Source organism: Mycolicibacterium gadium (assembly GCF_010728925.1).
In the GTDB taxonomy this organism is placed as follows: domain Bacteria; phylum Actinomycetota; class Actinomycetes; order Mycobacteriales; family Mycobacteriaceae; genus Mycobacterium; species Mycobacterium gadium.
On record NZ_AP022608.1, the window covers coordinates 1,995,925 to 2,016,397 of the forward strand.

A 20,473-nucleotide genomic window follows, 5' to 3' on the forward strand; every position below is an offset into this window, starting at 1 on the left:
CACTTGTCAGGTCGTCGCTCGCCCTAGACGATTGTGCGGTGCCGCGAACTTCACGCGTTCTCGTTCTCGGGTCCGGGTTCGCCGGGCTATGGGCCGCCCTCGGAGCGGCTCGACGACTCGACGAGCTCGGCGCTTCGCGGGAAGCGGTCGAAGTCACGGTCGTCAGTTCGCAACCGTTCCACGACATCCGGGTCCGCAACTACGAGGCCGATCTCAGCGCATGCCGAATCCCGTTGCAGGACTTGCTTGATCCGGTCGGCATCGGTTACATCACCGCCGAGGTGACCGGAATCGACCCGGCCCGGGCCACCGTGAGTACCGCAGATGGCACGAAGTTGAGCTACGACCGCCTGGTGTTCGCGCTTGGCAGCAGAGTAGCCAAGCCCGGCTTGCCCGGCCTGGACGAGTTCGGCTACGACGTCGACACCTATGACGGTGCGATGCGGCTACAGGCTCACATCCGTGGTCTCACCGACCGCGCGGCGGACCCCGCGAGCGCCACCGCTGTTGTCGTCGGCGCCGGGCTCACAGGTATCGAGACCGCCTGTGAGCTGCCCGGGATGCTCTCGCATGCGCTGGGCCCCGAGGCCACACCCCGGGTGATCCTCATCGATCACAACCCTCAGGTCGGATCGGACATGGGTGAGTCGGCTCGTCCGGTGATCGAGGACGCGTTGGCCGCCAACCAAGTCGACACTTTGACACAGGTCGGTGTCACCGCCGTCGACGAGCGGAGTGTCACCCTATCGTCCGGAGAGGTGGTCCCCGCGGCGACGGTCGTGTGGTGCGCGGGCATGCGGGCCAATCCCTTGACAGCGCAATTCGGGGTGGAATGCGACCGACTGGGGCGACTTCCGGTCGACGACTACCTGAGGGTGAGGGGTGTCGACGGCGTGTTCGCGGCAGGCGATGTGGCCGCGGCGCGCATGGACGACGAACACATGTCGGTGATGTCGTGTCAGCACGGGCGACCGATGGGACGATACGCAGGTTACAACGTGATCGGCAATCTGCTCGGTGCGCCGATGCTGTCGCTGCGAATCCCCTGGTACGTAACCGTTCTCGACCTCGGTCCGGCCGGCGCGGTGTATACCGAGGGCTGGGATCGCACAGTCGTCAGCACCGGCGCGGAAGCCAAGGCGACCAAGCAGGTGATCAACGGTGAACGCATCTACCCCCCGCTCACCGGCGACCGCGCCGCACTCCTCGCCGCGGCCGCGCCGGCGTTGCAGGCGGCCCCCGCCTACGGCGATTGACGTCCGCTACTTGCCGTTGCGCTCGCGATGTTTGCACCCCGGCCAGCAGCACGGTCTGCGCTGTCCCTCTTCGAGTTCCTCCTGGGTGCGACGAATGCGGCGGTCCCGGGTCTTCTCCTGCTTGGCGTCCTCGACCCAGCAGATGAATTCGTTGCGCGCCAACGGCGTGATGTCCTTCCACGCCGCAAGCGCCGTTTCGTTGACGATCAGCGCCTGGCGCAGATCTGAGGGCAGCTTGTGCACCACACCTCCGGGCACCCGCTGGCTACTCATCGCGCCACGATATCGAAGATCACGCTGAGACAGCGTGATCGCACCAGTACAGTTCTGACGAGTCTTTTCAGGCAGCAGTGCCGTCGCGCGTACCGGGGCAGCACCTACAGCCATGAACGAAAGGTGAAGACCGTGAAGAAATCTGCTGTGGCCCTTGGGATTTCCATGGCTCTGCTGTCCGGATGCTCGTACGCCAGCGTAGGAGCCGGCGAGCAGGCCGTCGTCGTCGACGGATACTGGATGATCCCCACCGACCCGGTGGTGAGGGGATGCATCGAACCAGAGAACTCGCAGAATGAGATCACCAACCACGTCTACCGCTATCCGGCTCGGCAAATCTCCTGGGATGCCACGGGCGATCCCGGTTCTGAGCGCGGCCCCTATGTCGTGGTGTCCAACGCCAAGGCGCCCGCGGATATGAACGTTCCAGTGGTGGTGACGTTCGATCTGACGACGGATTGCGAGAAGCTCAAGCAGTTCCATCGCGACTTCGGAACCAAGTACAACGGCTGGCTGAACGACGACGGCACGGTCAGCGACGGCTGGGTCGAACTGTTGAACTACGTGATCGGACAACCGTTGCAGGACACGCTCAACGGTGTAGCGCAGAAGTACACGTGGCAGCAGATCTGGAACGACGAGCAAGCGCGTACTGAATTCCGCAACGCTCTTCTCACATCCCTGCCGAACGCCAGTAAGGCCCGCACCAACGGGGTCGACTTCTTCACCAACTTTCAAGTGACGGTGCTGAAGCCGACGCCGGTCAATCCGGAGCTCAAGGCAGCCATCGAACGCGAGCAGGCCGCGATTCAGAACGCTCAGGCGACGCAGGCGCAGGGTGTCGCCGAGGCCAATGCAAAAAAGGCCAAGGCGGAGGCGGACTTGCAGGCCGCCGTGGCCGAGACGAAGGTCGCCGAGCAGGAGGCGTTGAAACGCGCCGCGGAGGTCAAGGGCTACCCGTCGGTCGATGACTACCTGCGGGCCGAGGCCATCAAGCAGGGGCTCAACCCGTACCAGCCGACCTACGTCGTTCCCCAGGCAGGCTGACGCCGCGCGTCGCGCAGTGAAATCGCCTCACGGAGTGCCTATCCTCGGCGCATGGTCGACGCATCGGATCGCGGACCGGTGTTCGACGGTCTGAACCTCGGCCGGCCTGCGACCGGCGCCCTGATCGACGCCGGTTACCGCACGGTGGCGGATCTGCCTGCCGATCTCGATGACCTGCTGGCCCTTCATGGCGTCGGACCGAAAGCTGTGCGTCTGCTCCGCCAGGCACGGGCGAGCTGAAATGGGCGACTCGACCGAGTCCATCGACGAGCCGGTGGTGATCCACACCGATGGTGGGTGCCGGCCCAACCCGGGCCCGGGCGGCTGGGGGGCGGTGCTGCGCCACCGTCAGCACGTCCGGGAGATGTGTGGCGGTGAGCCCGGCGTCACGAGCAACAACCGAATGGAACTGACCGCGCCGATCATGGCGCTGGAGGCACTCACCCGATCCGTGGTGGTACACCTCTACACCGACAGCACCTACGTCCGGAACGGGATCACCAAATGGGTCCTCGGCTGGGAACGGAACGGCTGGATGACCGCGGCGAAGGAGCCGGTGAAGAACGTCGATCTCTGGCAACGGCTGCAGACAGCGTGCGCGCGGCACCGCGTCGAGTGGTTCTGGGTGAAGGGGCATGCCGGTATCGCCGACAACGAACTGGCCGACCAGCTGGCCGCTCGGGGGATGCGCGAGGCGATGACCCGCAGCGTCGTCTGCTAATTTCCTGGCGTGATGTCCTCAGCTGCACACACAGTCGCACGGTTGTTTTTGCTGGCGGTTGCCGCCGTTGTCGGCATCGGTCTTCTCGCTGATCCGGTCAGTCAGACCCCGGCGATGCGGCTGGCCAGTGACGCGAACCCACTGGTCGGGGCGCCGTTCTACGTGAACCCGAACTCAGCGGCGATGCGTGCGGCGAACGCGGCCGAACCCCCGAACCCGCAGCTGAGAGCCGTCGCCGACACGCCACAGGCGTACTGGCTCGTCCCGGGCTCGTCGGCGTCGACGGTCGCGAAGTACACCGGTGACGCGGCGGCTGCCGGCGCCATTCCGGTGTTCGCGATTTACGGAATCCCGCACCGCGACTGCGGCAGCTTCGCTGCCGGCGGCATGGGGTCAGGCGATGCCTACCGCGGGTGGATCGACGGGATCGCAGCCCAGATCGGCGGGACGCGGGCGGCTATCGTCCTCGAACCCGATGCGCTTGCGATGGCCGACTGCCTGTCCGACGATCAGCGCCAGGAACGCTACGACTTGATTCGGTATGCGGTCGACTCACTGACGCGCAATCCGGCCGCGGCCGTGTACGTCGACGCCGGCCATTTACGTTGGCACAGCCCGGAAGAGATGGCGTCGCGGCTCGGCCAGGCCGGTGTCGAGCGCGCCCGCGGCTTCAGCCTGAACGTGGCGAACTTCTTCACTACCGAGGAGGAAATTGGTTACGGCGAAGCCATTTCAGGCCTCACGGGAGGCAAGAACTACGTCATCGACACGTCGCGCAACGGCAACGGAGCCGCGCCGGACTCACCGCTGCACTGGTGCAACCCCAGCGGCCGTGCACTCGGTGTGCCGCCCACCACCGCGACCGCCGGTCCGCACGCCGACGCCTACCTGTGGATCAAGCGCCCCGGGGAATCCGACGGCAGCTGCGACAAGGGCGATCCGCCTGCGGGCACTTTCGTGAACTCGTACGTCATCGAGCTAGCCGGTAACGCTGGTCGCTAGGTCTGGGTCACGCGGGGGCGTTGCGCCGGCCGGCGGCCTCTTGCCACGCGCGATGCACCGGGCAGTCGTCGAACCAACATGACGGGCCGCGGCGTGACTCCGCTCCGGACCCGATGGTGACCACCCGGAAGTACACCGGGTGCCCGCGGTCACATTGGTCGCCTGTGTAGTCGTTCCGCCTCGCCACGTCCACCTCCTCAGCACTGCGCCCGCTTGTGTCGGGTCGTGCATCAGACGCAGTACCCGGGCGCGGGGACGGACAAACATTCGTTCCGATCAGTGCGACGCGGGTGTCGTTTCGGCTGCGGTGTCGGGCGTACTGGAAACGAGTAGCCATACGAGAGTGGCCAATCCGGTGAAGATGGCCTGCACCGCGAACAGGAAGGCCACGTACTCGTGCCAGGTGGAGAGCACGTCATCGCAACCTTGGCCGTCCCAGGGCAGCGTCGACAGCGCCCCGATGAGGCCGACGGCCAACACCGTCACCGTGGCCGCGGTCGCCGCGCGCGGTCCGGCGTCGGTCAGCGTCCGGCGGAAGTAGTTGAACTCGATACCGAGGGTCAGAAGGAGCACCGGCAGGACGCCGACGATCTGCTGGAAAAACACCGGACTGATCGCGCCCTCGCACAGCTGAGACAGCACCGCCATCTGTTGCGAGACGTCCATTTCGGCGACGAGTTCTTCGGTCGCGGCATCAAGTGTTCGCATGGTGTCGACGTTGAAGTAATCGACGTACGCGCTCGCGGCGAGGTAGCAGAGGTAGGTACCCAGAACCAATGGGACGATCGCGCGGACCCGCTGCCAATCCGTGGGCAGGGCCACCCGACGCGCCGTGCTGAACAGCGTGAGCGGATCGGAGTTCAGCGAGGCCGCCGTCGTCCAGCCCATGGCTACGGCGTACAGGGTCGCGGTCACCACGTCGACCTGAATCGACTGCAGCGGGAATAGGCGAAACAGATCGACACCCAGCAGCACGACGACGCCAGTCCACCACCAGCCCCAGAGCCGCGACCCGTCGCCGTCGCCTCTGGCGATGACGCGCTTCATCAATCCGACCGAACCCAACACCGCGGCATCGACGGCAATCACCGCGACCCGCCACCCCGTCTGCCCACCGCCGCCGATGACGGGAAACAGCCCCGACACGACCTGCTCGCTGTATGAAAACGCGAACAACATGACGAAGACGACCCCGAACACCGCGCGGTCACCCCGCTGGCGCATAGCGAGCTCAGACACGATTGGCCTCCGACGGGATGCGTTGATCGGGAGCGCTGACCACGAGCAGCCACAGCAGCGTCGCCAACCCCGTAGCGATGCCCTGAACCGCGACGACAAAAGTCAGATACTCGTGCCAGTACCCGAGCACGCCGCCACAGCCACTGCCCGCCCACGGCAGCGTCGACACAGCCAACAGCAGTCCAATCGCCATCACAGCGACCGTCGCCGCCGCGGCTGCGCGCTGGGCGGGCTCATCGAGAGCGCGCCGGAAGAAGTTGAACTCCACGCCAATGGTGAGCAATAGCAAGGGGATGACTGCGACGACCTGCTCGAAGAACGCGGGACTGACGGCGCCCTCACACAGAGTTGCGAACGCTTCAAGCTGCTCGGCCAATGGCATGGCGGCGACTTCGGCCTCCATCTCCACGTCCAGGACACGCACCGTGTCCAGGTCGAAGAAGTCGTCGAATGCCGTGGCTGCGACATAGCCGGCGATGGTCCCGAGCACGAGCGGAACCACGGCGCGTACGCGCGCCCAATCCATCGGCGCCGCAGCACGTCGGCCCGCGCTGAACAGTGTGAGCGGATCTCCGTTGAGCGCCACCATCATGAGCAGTCCCACGACGATCGCCAACACCACCGAAGACGCCAGGTCGATCCACAGCGGGTGTTCGTCGGGCAGCAGGACCAACAACACGTCGATACACACGACGACGGAAAACGCTGTCCACCACCACCGCCGCAAACGCGACGAGTCGCCCTCCGCACGCCCGATGGCACCCTTCAACAGACCTACGAGGCTCAGCACCGCCACATCGAATCCGACCAATCCCACCAGCCAAGCCACGACTTCGTCGCGGCCGGCCGCCTCCAGAACCGCGAAGACGTAGTCCTCGCTATAGGAGAATCCGAACAGCAGCAGAAAGACGACCGCCATCACCGCGCGATCGCGGCGATGCCGCGTCAGGACGTCGAAGTGTTCGGCACCGGGTTCACCGTCCGATTCGGCGTCCAACCGCACCACCCACCAATCACCCTCGGGGAGGGCGGAGACGACCTCCGGTTCAATTCACGCTAGTCCCATCAGTGCGCTCTCCCTGGGGTTTAGACGCATTGGCGGGCATCGCCGATCAGCGATACACGATTAGTGATGTGGACGCCAGCCGGGATGGCAGCGGTGGACCACCGCCATGGAGGTGATCTGCGGTTCCTGTGGCGCGCATTCCGCGGGCAAATTCTGCACCGAGTGCGGAACGCGGGCCTGAACTCGGGCCGAGTGATTGCCGGTGAGATCGGTTCAGGGACAGCGCGATACGCTGCCACAGCTGAGGCCGTGGGTTCGCGCACAGGATGGAGTCGGCGGCGCCTCCTGGCGCGGTGATGCTTTCAGAGGCGACCGCGCGTTTGGTGGACCACGCCGTGATGCCGGCCGACCCGGAATGGGTGGACATCTAAAGCTCCGATGCCCCGGTGCGCGCGGCCGCCGTCTGCTTTCGATAGGCACACGAGATGGCCTGCTTCAGCGTGGCACCGACGGCGACCGGGCCGAAGCGCTCGAGTTGGTCGACTGCTTGGCGAACTTGGCGCCCGCCGGCGGTTCGGTGATGCTGGACCTCATGCTGCTGCGGTTGCGGGCGCTGCAGGCCCGGTCACACGGCGACGGCCCTGCCTACGGTGAGTTGGTATGCAGGTATGGCGCGATGGCGGAATCGCTTGGCTTCGATGGACATGTCGCGTGGGCTGAGGAAATGACTCAACGTCGTCAGTGAACTCGCGCGCTGTAATCGAGACAAAGCAGGCGGCGTGTCCTGAATCACCGTCACGAACTCGCTGCCCGCGGTGTCTTAACTGGTGAAGGCCGTAGGCGATGATGCCCTGGCCCCAATCCGGAGGTTCACCCATGAAAGTCAACGACGAACTCGGCATGCCACCGACAGCGACGGAGATGCGCGTGATCGTGTTGCTGCTGGTCTCGATTTGCCTCAGCACCGCACTCGGATTGGCGATGCTGATCGCGGCGCTCGCACCTGCGTCGGTCGCCGCCCCGTCGATCAATCAGTTCGCACCGTGCGGCATCGCCGCTGTTTCGCTCCAGAATCACTCCGCCGGCGCCGACTGCCCAACCGCGATCCCGTCATCGACGTGCTGCATACGCCGGCCCGTCGGATAACAGACGACACAACCGAATTGGAAGATCAGACCGCGCTGAACTTCTTGCCGTCAGTGAATTCGCGCGCTGCCACCGAGACCGATTTCGAGCACGCTGCCGGTGACGACGCCCGGATCTGTGACCAGATAGAGCAATCCGTGACTCACGTCCTCGGGTTCAATCCACGGCCGAGGTATCGGGTTTGCCCTCATCATCCGTTGAACCAACTCGTCAGGAACATCGTCGGCGCCCGTTGGCTGCACCATCGGCGTGTGCACCGTGGTGGGGCAGATGACATTGACGGTGACCCCTTCTTTCGCGACCTCCAAAGCCAATGACTTCGCGAGCCCGATGACTCCCCACTTGGTGGCGTTGTACGCCCCCAGTTCCGGGATGCCCATTCGGCCACCCATCGACGAGGTGACGACGATCCGGCCGAACCGCTGCCGTCGCATCACCGGAATGGCGGCCCGCAGTGTGTGGAACACGCCCGTCAGGTTGGTGTCCACGAGTTGGTGCCAAATCTCATCGGTCACATCTTGTAGCGGTCCGGTGCTCACGACGCCCGCGTTCGCCACCACGATGTCGAGACTTCCGAAGCTGCCCACGGTTTCTTCGACGGCGGCGCTCACTGCGGCGGGATCCCGCACGTCCATCACGATCGGAAGACAGGCGGAGCCGAGCTCCCCGACCAGTTCGGCCGTGTCACGGAGGTCGTCTTCCGTGCCTAGTGGATAGGTCAAGTTCATCGGCCGGGGCGCATCGGCGATTACGACGTTCGCCCCTTCGGCGGCCAATGCCAATGCATGCGCGCGCCCCTGCCCACGCGCGCCGCCGGTGATCAGCGCAACACGGCCGTCCAACACACCCATACCGTCAGCTCGCCGTCTCGTTGACCGGGTCCACGAAAACTGTTTTCTCTCCGGATATCCCGGCAACATCGTCACCGGTGTGCGCCGTCGTCACGGCCGCTAGGCGACGTGCACCGGTCTGCACGCGAACTCTGACTTCGCTCACACGTCGCAACTTACCCCGACGTCGCGCTGACAACTGTTCGGCGATGACAACTATCCGGGTCGCGCGTCGGGCAAAGTCGATCTAGTGCAGACCTTGCGCTCGAAGATCAGCGAGCATGGCCGTGATCGTCGCGAGGATCTCAGCATCTGGGCTGTGAAAGCGCCGTCCCAGTCGCTGAACACCAGCGTCTATGCGCTGGAGAAGCGCGCGATAGGCGTCACCGGCGGCCTCGGCGTAGCCGGCGGCGGCCTGCGCCTGTGATTGATCGGAGTACCGCGTGGCTAGCGTGGCCAATTCTTGGGTTAGATCCTTGGCCTGCTCTTGCACCTTCCCAGTTAGGTTGCGCGTGAAGTCGAGATCGGGCACGAACGGCGACTCGACGTCCTCAACCAGAACCACCTCCAGCACATGACAGATCTGGTAAAGCATGTCGATCGTGGTTTCGACCGACCAGATCTGGGCACGTAGCTCCGGCGGCGGAACGGGAATCGTCAACAGGTGGGTCGACACTTCGCCCCGCGCCCATCGCTCCATATTCAGCGCGTGGGCCTCCCAACGCGCAACTTCCGCGTCTGCGGCTTGACGCGCAGCGGCGATCTCGGCCTCGGCGGCCTCCCGCGCGGCGGCCACGTCGCCACTCGCTTGCCCACGCGCGGCCGCCACCTCAGCGGCGCTGTCAGAGCGCAACTTTTCCAACTCGCGGCGCACCCGCTGCACGGCTTCTTCGCCCGTCGCCCGCTCGTTTGTCCGCTCGGTGCTCCGTTCGACGGCACGCGCCTCCGCGGCGCCAACCCTCTCTTGGGCCGCCGCCACCGCAGCCGCCGCATCGGCGCGGACCCGTTCGATCTCGGCCTGCAGTTGCTGCACCGCCTGCTCGCCGGCTGCGCGCTCGGTCGTCCGTTCGGCGCTCCGCTCCAGGGCACGCGCCTCGGCCGCCCGAACCCTCTCTTCGGCCGCCGCCACCTCAGCCGCCGCACCAACTCGCACCCGCTCGATCTCGGCCTGCGCCTGCTGCACCGCCTGTTGATCGGCTGCCCGTTCGGCCCTTCTTTCCGCGTCCTTGCGCTCGGCCTCGGCCTCAACCGCGCGGACTCGCTCACCCGCCGCCGCGGCAACGCGTGCTGACTGTTCGGCTTCGGCCCGCGCATGCGAGGCCGCCGCCTCAGCGTCGAGCCTGCCCTGATGCGCCACGCGCGCCTGCTCTTCGGCCACCCGGCGCAGATGGTCAGCCTCGACGAGTTGCATCGCCAGCGATCGGCGTGGCACCGGTGGCCCTTTGCGTTCGCGGTGGTGGGCGAGTTCGCGGTCGCTCATCCCCGCCAATGCGACGGATTCAGCCCGTGGTTGTAACCCCAACCGCTGCGCGGCGGCGACCGACTCTGCCGCCGCGCGTCGTGTCAACGCCGCCCATCTGTCGACATCGAGGTCCTCGATGTGTTGGCGAGTCGTCGTCATCGGCGACGCCGCCCTCCGCTGGTCTCCGCCATTGTGGCGGAGGGCGTTTCGGTGGAAGACTTTTCAGCCGCGACCGTCGGTGCCGGCATGCTTGGTTTCCGGTGCGCCGATGCAGGGTTGTTGTCGCGAGTCTCATCGGGCGGGCGCTTGGCCGTTGCCCCGGCGATGTCGGAAACCGGACCGGCTTGTTGTGCCAGCACCAACGTGAGCTGCTCCTGGTACACCGCCACAGCCTTGGCGAGCGTGTCATCGCCCAGTCGCTCGGCATCACGAATCAACCCACTCAACAACTCGAGGGTCACGGCGGGCCCAAGCCCCAGAGTGGCCCCCTCGCTCGCGGCAGGCTCGATCCCGGCGGTGTCGACCACCCACTGCCAGCGCTCCCACGCCAGCGCGTTCTCCGCGTCGCGGCGAGCCTGTTCCTGACGGCGTTCATCTCGATCACGATGCTGCTCGAACCGCTGACGCGCCCGTCTTGACGCGTAAAGCACCGCGCACGCCGCGATGACCGCTGCCACCAGCGCCGCTAGGCCGGCAAAGCCAGGCGAGACCACGAAGTCCCGCGCAGGTAGATCTCCGAGAATGCCTACTGGAGGTACATGGTCCACAAAGCCAGTCTCGCATCGTGTGGGCACCTGCAATGACGGAACTTCGAAGCAGTGATCATGGCTCGACGGGACACGCGGGTGATGCCCTCGCATCACAATTCATCGGTTGGTCCCCCACGAATGTGATCAACTTTGCTGATCGCGTTTAGCCGGGGCAGGAAGGGGCATGGATTGACTGTCAGCGACGAACCCAAGCACTCACCTTGCCGTACCAAGCGCACCGCACAGGCCAAGAACCGGAGCCACGAGTTGAACGTCCGAAGAAGTCTGTCTTTCGTAGTCACTTGCCTGGCGGCGACACTCCTATTCGCCGCGAGTGCCTCAGCTGAGCCACGGTCGACGACGATCCCCGGAGCCGACGCCGCTATCGCCAGAGCCGAAAGCCTCCTCGGGACAGACGAATTCGGTATCTATGGCTGTGAAGCTCTGGTGGCCTACGCATTCGGCGTGCCGCAGGAGCAATATGGTTGGGACGGCGCTGCCGAGACCATGTACCAAACACTTCTCGAGCAAGGCAGAATCCACAAGGACATGAACCCGCCCCGTGGGGCACTTGTCTTCAGCAGAGGATTCGTCGGCGCCCATATCGACATCGCCCGCGGGGACGGGACCTATGTATCCGGCGGGGTCCAAGGGCTCTCACCGGGATACGGCGACGGGAGCAACATCCAAATCCTGTCCAGTCCCAGTGTGGGCGACGACAACTACACCTACCGCGGCTGGAGTCTGGGCTTCCCAGAGTCCGAGTCGCAGTAACGCGGCGTCTGCCTGTTCGCCAGGAGATCACGAGCCTCGTCCATCACCGCGCAGCTTCATTGGCAACGATCTGGGCGGCAACCTTCGGCGCCGAGTCGGCGGGGTTACTCAGATGCTCATCGGTGATCGTCGCGATACAGCCGCGAACCCATCCGCCAGATGCCGAGGCGCCCGCAACTCCAGGAAGTCTCAAGCTTCGGACACCACAGCCGCTACGATTTAGGCGACCCGATGCGAGATTGCCATGACAGACCCGACTGCCAACGACCCTGCAGAGTTCACTCAGACTCAAGCAGGGACCGACACCGGCCAACTGACAGAAGTTCGCGCCGGCGCATTCGAATCATCGTTTGCTGATATCAGCCCATCCGCGCCGCTCTCTCAGATCGACGTCGGCCAGCGTCTCGACGACTTCGATCTGCTCATCGAGCTCGGCAGCGGCGCATTCGCGCGAGTCTTTTTAGCCAGGCAACTGTCGCTGCAGCGACTGGTGGCGGTCAAGATTTCCGCGAATCGCGGCCACGAACCGCAAACCCTCGCTCAGCTTGATCACGATTACATCGTCCGAGTCTTCGACCAACGCATTCTCCGCGATCGAGACTGGCGGCTTCTGTACATGCAGTATTTGCCCGGCGGGACGCTGCTCGACCTTGGTCGGGTGGTATTCGGTGCGGACCGGCGACCCGACTCCGGTCAGGCGCTGCTCGACGCCGTAGACATCGCACTGGAGTCACGCGGCGAAAGCCGGCCCGCAGAATCCCCAACTCGCGCTGAGCTAGCGACCCTTTCCTGGCCCGAGACTGTCGCATGGCTGGGTAAACGACTGGCTGGAGCGTTGCACTATGCGGATTCAAAAGGCGTCCTGCACCGAGACGTCAAGCTAGCGAACGTACTGCTCGCACCCGATGGGACCCCCAAACTCGCGGACTTCAACATCAGCTTCTCCCGCAACGTATCGGGCGCAAGCCCATTCGAGTATTTCGGCGGCTCACTCTCCTACATGTCTCCCGAGCAGCTGATGGCTTGCCGACCCGGGCACACGTTGGAGGCAGCAAACCTCGATACCCGCAGCGATATTTACTCGCTCGCGGTCGTGCTGTGGGAGATCCTGACCGGCCTGAAGCCATTTGATGATTCCGCGGCGCAAGTCGCTCGGGCGGCCTCGGCCGGATTGGTCGGCGACACCACCGCGCTCGAGCTCATGCTGACCACCCGCTCGGAAGGGCTTTCGTCGGCGGCGCTCGCCAGCCTTCCCGGCGACTGCCCTGCCGCACTGCGTCGAGTTCTACTGAAGGCACTGAGCGCCGACCGTGAACAACGCTGGGCATCAGGCGCCGAACTCGCCGAGCAGCTCCAGCTGTGCCTTGACCCTCAAGCTCGCGATTTGGTAGATCCGCCGGAGAACAGTTGGCGCCTGCGGCTGCGGCCGTTTTTCCTGCCGATCGCTTTGGTGTCTGTCCTAGTACCCAATCTGCTGGCCAGCGCATACAACATTCAGCACAATCACCTGCTGATCGTCAGCCAGCTCTCAGAGCAGGCCCAGCACCGGTTCGTGCTGGTCACCACTCTGTCCAACCTGATCTCCTTCCCGCTCGGCGGTGCGGTATTGCTGTACTGGTGCCGCCGGGTCATCCTGGTTCCGCGGCGTCTACGCCGAGGGCCGGCACCGCCCGCGGAAGTGTTAGCGCAGACACGCCATGACTGTCTCGTCGCGGCTGATCGAGTGGTGATCGTGGTGTCCTGCTTGTGGCTGGTGGCCGCGTTGAATTTCCCACTCACGATGGAGTTCGCCGCGGGTGGGATTCCCGGTAGGTCTGCAATGCACTTCTTCGGGTCGATCACGGTGTGCGGCGCGATCGCGATCGCATACCCGTTCTTCCTCTTGACTTTTTTCATCGTGCGCAGCGTCTATCCAGAATTGGTCGCATACGGCCAGACGAATGTGCAAGAGGCAGAGCAGCTTCGAGCGCTCAGGCGTCGACTGTCACGTTATTTGGCGATCGCTGCTTCCGTGCCGTTGCTCGGCATTGTGGCCGTCAGTTTCCTGACCGCCCCCGAGATCGCCGCAGTCATCGTTCCGATCAGGGTGCTGTGCATTGGTGGAATTGCCGGGTTCTTGCTCGCGTATTGGCTGTCGCGGTTGATCGAATCCGACATTCGCGCGCTCGAGCGGGTGATTCGCCACCGAGCGCCACACTAGCCTTCACATTCGCTGTGTGCGGCGAGTCGCCACGCGGGTGAACCACGACAGTGCCCGGGACCGCTCGGCCTGCTCACAGCCGTCGCGGCTTCCGTTTTTTCGCGATCAGATGCCTCCGGTGGGCCAATATTTGCCGGACTCCCGCCGTCTGGTCGGTCTCGAGGCCTCGGGATGCGCAGTCTGGCTGTGATGTGACGGCCAGTCGCGGCCCTATTGACATGTCGTTCGTATGGTATGTAACTTGGGTTGGTGGCGGAGCGCCGAAATCAGGCCGAGCGCCGTGCAGCAACGCGGTCGCGTGTGCTTGCCGCGACGATTGACTGCTTGGTGGAACGGGGATACGCGAATACGTCGACACGTCATATCGCGGCCCGAGCGGGCGTGACTCTTGGCGCTTTGCAACACCATTTCTCGGGCAAGGCGGATCTGATGGCGGCGGCGGTGAAGACTCTTGGCGATCGCATGGCCGAAGAGTTCATGAGCGAAGCGCAGCTGGTCGGCAATTCCAGTGAACGAATCGGCCGGCTTCTGGATCGGGTGTGGAACGCGCATCGTGGGCCGCTGTTCACCGCCGCACTGGAACTATGGGTGGCCGCGCGCACCGACGCCGCCCTACGGGCGGCGATGAATGATGTCGCCAACGCGCAAGCCGTGAGCATTACTGAGGCGACCGTGGGCGCTTTCCCGGATTTGGCGTCGCGCCCTGGTTTCGCGGAGTGGGTGATGATCGGGTTGGCGACCTTGAGAGGGTTGGCGATGTCGAATTTGGGCGAGAGCCTCGACCCAGACGCGTTGTGGCTAATCGCGAGGCCGCAGCTACTCGAGAGTTTCGATTCCCTGTTTGGTGAGTCGGCGCCGGATACATGAACCAAACGAGTCAGCAAGTAGGCCAGTGCATTTCGGTGGAACTGCTCAAGGAGGATCAGCACAAATAACCAAAATCGCCGTGCAACTGCCCCCATACCGCAACCCAGGGGGCGTTGTACCCGAACGGATCAACGTCAGGGAAGTGCTGTCGTGCTGGCGGACCCTGTTCGAACCAGGGAAGGATCTCGACAGGCTCTACGAGACACTAGTAACGATCTCGACACCTGCCATGGCCCGTGGTTACTACCGAATGCGCGCACATCCCAACGGGCGCAAATTGTTTGAGAACAAACCCAATATCCTGGCGCGCTTGGAAGATGACGACTACCTGGCGTCCCTTCCTGCTGGAACCGTCGGCCATGCGTTCCGGTCGTTCCTGAAGACCAATCGGCTGGACGCCGGCGTCTACACCGAAGCTGTCATTCGTCCCATTGCCGAGAAGAACAACTGGTCCGAGGACTACTACTACAACGTGCTGCGAGGCACGGCGCTCCATGATGTGCTGCACGCGATTACCGGTTACGGCCCGGATGCAGCCGGTGAAGCACTGGCACTCGGCTTTTATTGCGGACAGACCGAGCCGGCTGGTCCGATCCGCTTGGCGGGCCTCATTCTGACGATCATCACGCCGGGAGCATCGCTTGCCCATAAACTGCGCTGTTATCAAGAAGCCACTGAGCGTGGCAGACGCGCCGACAACATCTTCGTAGCACCCTGGGAAGAATTGCTCGGCCAACCTCTCAATGAGGTCCGGGAACTCCTCGGGGTGGCCTCAAAAGCGGCCGCACACCCGAGCGGCACCTGGTACACCGACTGGATGCCCAGTGGCATGACCACACCAACGCACTGGGACTACGACGAACTACGTCTGTAGCTTGAGCCTTCTTCCGATCGCGGCCCTGCGGTTCCGAAAGTGGAGCTAAGGGGACTCGAACCCCTGACCCCCACACTGCCAGTGTGGTGCGCTACCAGCTGCGCCATAGCCCCTTGTGGTGCCCATCGAAGTTACACCACCTGCGGTGAGCCATCAAAATCGCTGGTCAGGGCACTTCGCCGGAACCCTCCGGCCCTAGCGGCCGGGATGGAGTCGGCCTTGCCGCGGGCCGGCTGTAAGTCTCCGGCGCAAAGACCCAACCGATTGCCGCGATTGACAGGACCGCGCCGCTGACGACGAACGCCCAGCCGAACGACAGATGCTGGGCGATCAACCCCACGACCAGCGACCCGCCGATTGATCCGAAGTCGACCATCATCTGGAAGAGGGCGACCGGTCCCCCGCCCCTGGACTTGTTCCCGACGATGTCGGCGACTGCCGCCTGCTGAGGCGAGATGAAGATGCCCGTCGCCGCCCCCGAGATGTACGCGGTCACCAGGAAGATCACGAGCGAGCTCGTCACCCCGAGCAGGCTCGTGGAGATCGCTGCGGCCAGCAGTCCCACGATGAGCAACTTGCGCCGCCCGATCCGGTCGGACAGGTAGCCGCTGGGGATCACGACTGAGACGTTGCCGATGGCGAACGTCGCCAGCGCCAGGCCCGCGACGCCGGTCCCGCGGCCCAGTCCCTCCACGATGAACAGCGGCACCAGTGCGATACGCAGCCCGAACGCCGCCCATCCCGTAGCGAAGTTGGATAGCAATGCGGCGAGGTAGGCACGGTGTCGCAACACCTCTCGCAGGGTGACCGCAGGCTCGTCGGATTCTTCGGGGGCGGTCAGCGTGCTCCCCCGCAGGCTGAAGAACACCACCCCGGCCGCGACGAGCAGCGCGGCCCCGTAGATCGCGAACGGTGCCGCCAGACCCAGCCCGGCCGTGAGGCTACCGAGCACAGGTCCGCCGACCGATCCGATGAGGAACCCTGACGAGAACAGGCCCGCGACGCGACCGCGTGCATCCTGGGGCGAGATCCGAATCATCAAGGCCAGCGACGACACCGAGAACATGGCCGACCCGAGGCCGCCGAGCGACCGGAACAGCAGCAACTGCCAATACGTCTGCGCGAACGCGCACACCGCCGTCGACACGGCGACGATCAGCAGGCCGTTGATGTAGACCCGACGCTCCCCCAGCCGCTGGACCAGCCAGCCGGCCGGCGGAGCGGCCACCAACCGCATCAACGCGAACGCCGTGATGACGAAAGTCGCTGCGCTGATGCTCACACCGAAGTGGCGGGCATACTGCGGAAGAACCGGCGAGACCACTCCGTAGCCGAGCGCGACTACGACGTTTGCCGAAACCAGCAGCCAGACCTCACGCGGGAGCTTCGGCTTGCCACCAGAGCCGGAACTGTCTGTCGAACAGTCGGCCTCCGCGTCAGAACTCACGCAATGACTTTATTCACCACGTCCTTGGCCGCTTCCTGCACCTCGGCAAGATGGTCCGGCCCGCGGAACGACTCGGCGTAGATCTTGTAGACGTCCTCGGTACCCGACGGGCGCGCAGCGAACCACGCGTTCTCCGTCGTCACCTTCAGACCGCCCAGCGGCGCGCCGTTGCCCGGCGCTGTCGTCAGCTTCGCGGTGATCGCCTCGCCCGCCAGCTCGGTGGCGCTGACCTGCTCGGCCGACAGCTTGGCAAGCCGCGCCTTCTGTTCACGGTTGGCAGGCGCGTCGATGCGGGCGTACGTTGGCGCACCGTACTTTTCGGCAAGCGCGTCGTATCGCTGCGACGGCGTCGAACCAGTCTTCGCCAGGATCTCCGACGCTAGCAACGCCAGGATGATGCCGTCCTTATCCGTAGTCCACACCGACCCGTTGCGCCGCAAGAACGACGCCCCGGCGCTCTCCTCGCCACCGAAACCGATAGTGCCGCTGAGCAATCCGTCGACGAACCACTTGAAGCCCACCGGAACCTCGACCAATTTTCGGCCCAGCCCGGCGACGACCCGGTCGATGATCGACGAACTCACCGCGGTCTTACCGACGGCCGTGGACGCCGGCCACTCGGGCCTGTTGGCGCACAGGTAGTCGATCGCCACAGCCAGGAAGTGGTTCGGATTGAGCAACCCACCATCGGGTGTGACGATGCCGTGCCGGTCGGAGTCCGCGTCGTTGCCCGTCGCGATCTGGTAGCTGTCGCGGTTGGCGATCAATGACGCCATCGCGTTGGGCGAACTGCAGTCCATCCGAATCTTGCCGTCGGTGTCGAGCGTCATGAACCGCCACGTCGCATCGACGAGCGGATTGACCACGGTGAGCTTCAGGTTGTGTCGCTCGGCGATGGCGCCCCAGTAATCGACGCTCGCGCCACCCAGGGGGTCGGCGCCGATGCGGATTCCCTCGGCGCTGATCGCATGCAGGTCCACGACGTTGGGCAGGTCGGCGATGTAAGCGTCGAGGTAGTCGTGACGCTCCGCGGTCTTTAGGGCGCCGGCCAGCGGTATCCGCTTCACATCCTTGAGGCCGCCGCGCAGGATCTCGTTGGCCCGCTTGGCAATTGCGCCGGTGGCGTCGGTGTCAGCAGGTCCGCCGTTGGGCGGGTTGTACTTGAAACCGCCGTCACGTGGCGGATTGTGCGACGGCGTGACCACGATCCCGTCGGCCAGATCGCCGTCACGTCCGTCGTTGAAGGTCAGGATGGCATGGCTGACGGCGGGCGTCGGGGTGAAGCGGTCCGCTGAATCGATCATCGCGACGACGTCGTTGGCGGCGAGCACCTCCAGCGCCGACGCCCACGCGGGTTCGGAGAGTGCGTGCGTGTCACGTCCGATGAACAGCGGGCCGGACGTGCCCTGCGCATGCCGGTACTCGACGATGGCCTGGGTCGTCGCGACGATGTGCGCCTCGTTGAACGCCGCATCCAGGCTCGAACCGCGATGGCCCGACGTGCCGAACGCCACCTGCTGATCGACGTTCTCGGGATCGGGTTCGACGGTGTAGTACGCCGTGACAACCTGCGCCACATCAATGAGATCCTCGGGTTGCGCCGGTTGACCGGCGCGGGGATTGGCCGCCATGTGTCCAGTCTGCTCTGTTTCCCCGCCGCGCACCGCCATGGCGCGGCGAATTCACGCCGACGAGTCGGGTACCAGCAGCACCGCTCGGGCGTGTTTGCGAGCCAACTGGTGGGCGACGGACTGTCCGGCGAAGGTGTCGATGAACGAGTGCACTCCGCCCCGTGGTGCGCCGAGGACGATCATCACGGCATCGACCTGCTCGGCAAGCTCGGCGAGCACATCGGGTGGACGGCCGTGCATAGCGTGGTACGTCCAGTTCGCGCCGAGTTCGTCCAGCACCTTCCGTGCGGCGACGGCGTGGGCTTCGACGCTGGCGTGGAACTGCTGTTCGTAATCCCACGCGTCCGGATCGATGGGTAAGTCGGCGACGTCGGCGATGTGCACCACGTGCAGGTGCGCGTCCAGATACCGTGCCAGCCTCACCGCGTAACGCAACGCCGCGGCGCTCGCGGGTTCACGATCCCAGCCGACCACCAACTCCGCAGATGTCCGCGTCGTGGATTCGTCAAGGTCTGCCATCATGGGCCGCCTCCATCGGTCAATGATGTCAGGGGTTCAGAGCGCCCACACCAGAGCCAGTCCGAGTGCGCATGCGGCGACCGATAGCACCAGGGAAACAAGCGCGTTGAGCAGCGCAAGCCCTCGCCGGCCTTGCTGGACCAGTCGCACGGTCTCGAAGCTGGCGGTGCTGAAAGTCGTGTAGCCGCCGCAGAATCCGGTGCCCAGCACGGTCTGCCAGGTGCTTGATTGGTCGTGGAACAGCACCAGTCCGGCGAGCACGCCAAGGAACAGCGATCCCGTGATGTTGATGACGACAGTGGCCAGGGGAAATGGGGACTGCCAGCGCTGTTTCGTCCATGCATCGAGTAGAAACCGCGTGAGGGCGCCCGAGGCGCCCGCGAAGAAGGTGAGGATCGCAATCAATCGGGCGACCTCCTACGGTGCACCGCTGCCGTGATCACGATGCCAAGCCAGGCGGTGAACACACCGCCGACGACGCTGAGCAGGCCGTAACTGATGGCGGTTCCGAAATCGCCGTGTCGGCCCAACAGCACGATCTCCAGTGCGAAGGTGCTGTAGGTGGTGAACGCCCCGCAGAACCCGGTGCCGGCGCAGAGGCGAGCGCGGCGGCGCCATCCCGAATCCTCGCCGAGACGTGCGAGTCCCTCGAGCAATCCGCCCAATAGGAAGGCGCCGCACAGGTTGATCGAAAAGGTCGCCCACGGCCACGATGCGCCGTCGTGTGGTAGGGCCTTCTCCACGTAATAGCGCAGCGCTGTTCCGGCGATACCGCCGAGGAATACCCAGGCCATCGCCGATGGCCGTAGGTGCAGCGGTCGTAGCGGTATTGCCGGGGCGTCGGGATCCGTGAGCAACTCGGCGTGGGAGTCGGCGGCCGTCGGCGACGCTCCTTCGCCAGGTACGTCTCCGTCGTCGTCCGGGTGCTCCACGCCTGACGGGTCTGAGGACATGTGTCAGGAACCTGATCCATCGCAATGACGGCAGGAACTACCAGCCAATTGGCGGTTCGAGCGACGAGCTCGGGCGGGATCCATCACCACTTCGAAGGACTGTACCGCCCTAGCTGCGGATATCGCGATACAAGAGCCGGGCTCCCTCGATCGCAGGAGGTAAGGCTAGCCTCACCTCGGTTTCGCGTGTACCGTCCCACGCCGTGACTTCGTCTAATCCAGAAGCCGTGAGTGCCGCTCTCACCGAGATCCTCCGCGAAGACATGAACGTAGACATTCGCAGGATCACCCGGGAATCCAGGCTGATTGACGACGTCGGACTCGACTCGGTGGCATTCGCAGTCGGAATGGTGGCCATCGAGGACAAACTCGGGGTGGCGCTGTCCGAAGAGGACCTGCTCAGCTGCGACACCGTCGGCGATCTCGAAGCGGCCATCCTCGCGAAGGTGCCCGCGGCCCACTTGAACTCGTGACCGT

24 protein-coding genes, 1 tRNA gene and 1 riboswitch are annotated in these 20,473 nt (G+C 64.8%); of the genes, 12 read left to right on the forward strand and 13 right to left on the reverse strand.

Annotated features, from left to right (window positions below):
• The first annotated feature begins 38 nt into the window (after positions 1-38).
• Complete coding sequence (locus G6N36_RS09970; protein WP_163686373.1) at positions 39-1,256, forward strand: NAD(P)/FAD-dependent oxidoreductase; 1,218 nt, start codon at positions 39-41, stop codon at positions 1,254-1,256.
• A gap of 6 nt (positions 1,257-1,262) precedes the next feature.
• Here G6N36_RS09970 and G6N36_RS09975 read toward each other — a convergent pair whose 3' ends face one another.
• Positions 1,263-1,529 carry a YdeI/OmpD-associated family protein gene (locus tag G6N36_RS09975; RefSeq protein WP_163686374.1) on the reverse strand — a complete coding sequence of 89 codons (267 nt, stop codon included), beginning with the start codon at positions 1,527-1,529 and terminating at the stop codon, positions 1,263-1,265.
• Positions 1,530-1,661: 132 nt separating this feature from the next.
• Here G6N36_RS09975 and G6N36_RS09980 point away from each other — a divergent pair, with 132 nt between their 5' ends.
• From G6N36_RS09980 to G6N36_RS09995, 4 genes are read left to right on the forward strand one after another with little or no spacing between them, the layout of a single operon-like run.
• Positions 1,662-2,576, forward strand: a complete 915-nt coding sequence (locus G6N36_RS09980) for an SPFH domain-containing protein (RefSeq protein ID WP_235690000.1) — start codon at positions 1,662-1,664, stop codon at positions 2,574-2,576.
• A 51-nt stretch (positions 2,577-2,627) separates the two neighbouring features.
• Complete coding sequence (locus tag G6N36_RS09985) at positions 2,628-2,816, forward strand: helix-hairpin-helix domain-containing protein (protein WP_163686375.1); 189 nt, start codon at positions 2,628-2,630, stop codon at positions 2,814-2,816.
• A 1-nt stretch (position 2,817) separates the two neighbouring features.
• Positions 2,818-3,297 (forward strand): ribonuclease HI, encoded by a 480-nt coding sequence (rnhA, locus tag G6N36_RS09990; protein ID WP_179964756.1) that lies wholly within the window; start codon positions 2,818-2,820, stop codon positions 3,295-3,297.
• 12 nt (positions 3,298-3,309) lie between these two features.
• On the forward strand, positions 3,310-4,299 hold the full coding sequence (locus G6N36_RS09995; protein ID WP_163690580.1) for a glycoside hydrolase family 6 protein: 990 nt from the start codon (positions 3,310-3,312) through the stop codon (positions 4,297-4,299).
• A gap of 7 nt (positions 4,300-4,306) precedes the next feature.
• On the opposite strand, the gene G6N36_RS10000 is transcribed toward G6N36_RS09995, so the two are convergent.
• From G6N36_RS10000 to G6N36_RS10010, 3 genes are all read right to left on the reverse strand, one after another.
• On the reverse strand, positions 4,307-4,486 hold the full coding sequence (locus G6N36_RS10000) for a hypothetical protein (protein ID WP_163686376.1): 180 nt from the start codon (positions 4,484-4,486) through the stop codon (positions 4,307-4,309).
• 89 nt (positions 4,487-4,575) lie between these two features.
• Positions 4,576-5,538, reverse strand: a complete 963-nt coding sequence (locus G6N36_RS10005; protein WP_163686377.1) for a hypothetical protein — start codon at positions 5,536-5,538, stop codon at positions 4,576-4,578.
• Positions 5,531-6,457 (reverse strand): hypothetical protein, encoded by a 927-nt coding sequence (locus G6N36_RS10010; RefSeq protein WP_163690581.1) that lies wholly within the window; start codon positions 6,455-6,457, stop codon positions 5,531-5,533. The genes G6N36_RS10005 and G6N36_RS10010 overlap by 8 nt, the downstream gene beginning before the upstream one ends.
• Positions 6,458-6,959: 502 nt before the next feature.
• Here G6N36_RS10010 and G6N36_RS10015 point away from each other — a divergent pair.
• Both G6N36_RS10015 and G6N36_RS10020 read left to right on the forward strand, forming a co-directional pair.
• On the forward strand, positions 6,960-7,289 hold the full coding sequence (locus G6N36_RS10015) for a hypothetical protein (protein ID WP_163686378.1): 330 nt from the start codon (positions 6,960-6,962) through the stop codon (positions 7,287-7,289).
• A gap of 131 nt (positions 7,290-7,420) precedes the next feature.
• Positions 7,421-7,690: a hypothetical protein gene (locus tag G6N36_RS10020; RefSeq protein ID WP_163686379.1), complete on the forward strand. Its 270-nt coding sequence runs from the start codon at positions 7,421-7,423 to the stop codon at positions 7,688-7,690.
• Positions 7,691-7,740: 50 nt separating this feature from the next.
• On the opposite strand, the gene G6N36_RS10025 is transcribed toward G6N36_RS10020, so the two are convergent.
• The 3 genes from G6N36_RS10025 to G6N36_RS10035 all read right to left on the reverse strand — a co-directional run bounded on the left by G6N36_RS10025 (position 7,741) and on the right by G6N36_RS10035 (position 10,749).
• The gene (locus G6N36_RS10025) at positions 7,741-8,541 is read right to left on the reverse strand and encodes a mycofactocin-coupled SDR family oxidoreductase (RefSeq protein ID WP_163686380.1); all 801 of its coding nucleotides are present in this window, start codon (positions 8,539-8,541) and stop codon (positions 7,741-7,743) included.
• Between the two features lie 226 nt (positions 8,542-8,767).
• On the reverse strand, positions 8,768-10,141 hold the full coding sequence (locus tag G6N36_RS10030) for a coiled-coil domain-containing protein (RefSeq protein ID WP_163686381.1): 1,374 nt from the start codon (positions 10,139-10,141) through the stop codon (positions 8,768-8,770).
• Complete coding sequence (locus G6N36_RS10035) at positions 10,138-10,749, reverse strand: hypothetical protein (RefSeq protein WP_163686382.1); 612 nt, start codon at positions 10,747-10,749, stop codon at positions 10,138-10,140. The genes G6N36_RS10030 and G6N36_RS10035 overlap by 4 nt, the downstream gene beginning before the upstream one ends.
• 429 nt (positions 10,750-11,178) lie before the next feature.
• On the opposite strand from G6N36_RS10035, the gene G6N36_RS29770 reads away from it, so the two are divergent.
• From G6N36_RS29770 to G6N36_RS10055, 4 genes are all read left to right on the forward strand, one after another.
• Positions 11,179-11,505: a hypothetical protein gene (locus G6N36_RS29770; RefSeq protein ID WP_235690001.1), complete on the forward strand. Its 327-nt coding sequence runs from the start codon at positions 11,179-11,181 to the stop codon at positions 11,503-11,505.
• Between the two features lie 244 nt (positions 11,506-11,749).
• A complete protein-coding gene (locus G6N36_RS10045) occupies positions 11,750-13,705 on the forward strand; it encodes a serine/threonine-protein kinase (RefSeq protein WP_163686383.1) in 1,956 nt (651 codons plus the stop codon).
• Between the two features lie 249 nt (positions 13,706-13,954).
• Positions 13,955-14,572 (forward strand): TetR/AcrR family transcriptional regulator, encoded by a 618-nt coding sequence (locus tag G6N36_RS10050; protein WP_163686384.1) that lies wholly within the window; start codon positions 13,955-13,957, stop codon positions 14,570-14,572.
• A gap of 73 nt (positions 14,573-14,645) precedes the next feature.
• Positions 14,646-15,446 (forward strand): Coq4 family protein, encoded by an 801-nt coding sequence (locus tag G6N36_RS10055; RefSeq protein ID WP_372512415.1) that lies wholly within the window; start codon positions 14,646-14,648, stop codon positions 15,444-15,446.
• A gap of 40 nt (positions 15,447-15,486) precedes the next feature.
• On the opposite strand, the gene G6N36_RS10060 is transcribed toward G6N36_RS10055, so the two are convergent.
• The 6 genes from G6N36_RS10060 to crcB (G6N36_RS10085) form a co-directional block, all read right to left on the reverse strand.
• Positions 15,487-15,559: transfer RNA gene (locus G6N36_RS10060), tRNA-Ala, on the reverse strand.
• A gap of 53 nt (positions 15,560-15,612) precedes the next feature.
• Positions 15,613-16,893, reverse strand: a complete 1,281-nt coding sequence (locus tag G6N36_RS10065) for an MFS transporter (protein ID WP_163686385.1) — start codon at positions 16,891-16,893, stop codon at positions 15,613-15,615.
• A complete protein-coding gene (gene pgm / locus G6N36_RS10070; protein WP_163686386.1) occupies positions 16,890-18,524 on the reverse strand; it encodes a phosphoglucomutase (alpha-D-glucose-1,6-bisphosphate-dependent) in 1,635 nt (544 codons plus the stop codon). The genes G6N36_RS10065 and pgm overlap by 4 nt, the downstream gene beginning before the upstream one ends.
• A 51-nt stretch (positions 18,525-18,575) precedes the next feature.
• Positions 18,576-19,046 (reverse strand): universal stress protein, encoded by a 471-nt coding sequence (locus tag G6N36_RS10075; protein ID WP_163686387.1) that lies wholly within the window; start codon positions 19,044-19,046, stop codon positions 18,576-18,578.
• 33 nt (positions 19,047-19,079) lie between these two features.
• Complete coding sequence (gene crcB, locus G6N36_RS10080) at positions 19,080-19,448, reverse strand: fluoride efflux transporter CrcB (RefSeq protein ID WP_163686388.1); 369 nt, start codon at positions 19,446-19,448, stop codon at positions 19,080-19,082.
• Positions 19,445-19,996: a fluoride efflux transporter CrcB gene (crcB, locus tag G6N36_RS10085; RefSeq protein ID WP_163686389.1), complete on the reverse strand. Its 552-nt coding sequence runs from the start codon at positions 19,994-19,996 to the stop codon at positions 19,445-19,447. The genes crcB (G6N36_RS10080) and crcB (G6N36_RS10085) overlap by 4 nt, the downstream gene beginning before the upstream one ends.
• A gap of 24 nt (positions 19,997-20,020) precedes the next feature.
• Positions 20,021-20,093: riboswitch (Fluoride riboswitch) on the reverse strand.
• A gap of 106 nt (positions 20,094-20,199) precedes the next feature.
• Between crcB (G6N36_RS10085) and G6N36_RS10090 the strand changes: the two genes are divergently transcribed.
• Positions 20,200-20,469, forward strand: a complete 270-nt coding sequence (locus tag G6N36_RS10090; RefSeq protein WP_163686390.1) for a mycobactin biosynthesis acyl carrier protein MbtL — start codon at positions 20,200-20,202, stop codon at positions 20,467-20,469.
• The last annotated feature ends 4 nt before the right edge of the window (positions 20,470-20,473 follow it).

Excerpts from the sequence above, each read along its gene's own strand:
- G6N36_RS09975 (WP_163686374.1), bottom strand. The coding sequence starts at position 1,529 with ATGAGTAGCCAGCGGGTGCCCGGAGGTGTGGTGCACAAGCTGCCCTCA.
- G6N36_RS09985 (WP_163686375.1), top strand. The coding sequence starts at position 2,628 with ATGGTCGACGCATCGGATCGCGGACCGGTGTTCGACGGTCTGAACCTC.
- rnhA (WP_179964756.1), top strand. The coding sequence starts at position 2,818 with ATGGGCGACTCGACCGAGTCCATCGACGAGCCGGTGGTGATCCACACC.
- G6N36_RS09995 (WP_163690580.1), top strand. The coding sequence starts at position 3,310 with ATGTCCTCAGCTGCACACACAGTCGCACGGTTGTTTTTGCTGGCGGTT.
- G6N36_RS10010 (WP_163690581.1), bottom strand. The coding sequence starts at position 6,457 with ATGGCGGTCGTCTTTCTGCTGCTGTTCGGATTCTCCTATAGCGAGGAC.
- G6N36_RS10015 (WP_163686378.1), top strand. The coding sequence starts at position 6,960 with ATGGGTGGACATCTAAAGCTCCGATGCCCCGGTGCGCGCGGCCGCCGT.
- G6N36_RS10020 (WP_163686379.1), top strand. The coding sequence starts at position 7,421 with ATGAAAGTCAACGACGAACTCGGCATGCCACCGACAGCGACGGAGATG.
- G6N36_RS10025 (WP_163686380.1), bottom strand. The coding sequence starts at position 8,541 with ATGGGTGTGTTGGACGGCCGTGTTGCGCTGATCACCGGCGGCGCGCGT.
- G6N36_RS10030 (WP_163686381.1), bottom strand. The coding sequence starts at position 10,141 with ATGACGACGACTCGCCAACACATCGAGGACCTCGATGTCGACAGATGG.
- G6N36_RS10045 (WP_163686383.1), top strand. The coding sequence starts at position 11,750 with ATGACAGACCCGACTGCCAACGACCCTGCAGAGTTCACTCAGACTCAA.
- pgm (WP_163686386.1), bottom strand. The coding sequence starts at position 18,524 with ATGGCGGCCAATCCCCGCGCCGGTCAACCGGCGCAACCCGAGGATCTC.
- G6N36_RS10075 (WP_163686387.1), bottom strand. The coding sequence starts at position 19,046 with ATGATGGCAGACCTTGACGAATCCACGACGCGGACATCTGCGGAGTTG.
- crcB (WP_163686389.1), bottom strand. The coding sequence starts at position 19,996 with ATGTCCTCAGACCCGTCAGGCGTGGAGCACCCGGACGACGACGGAGAC.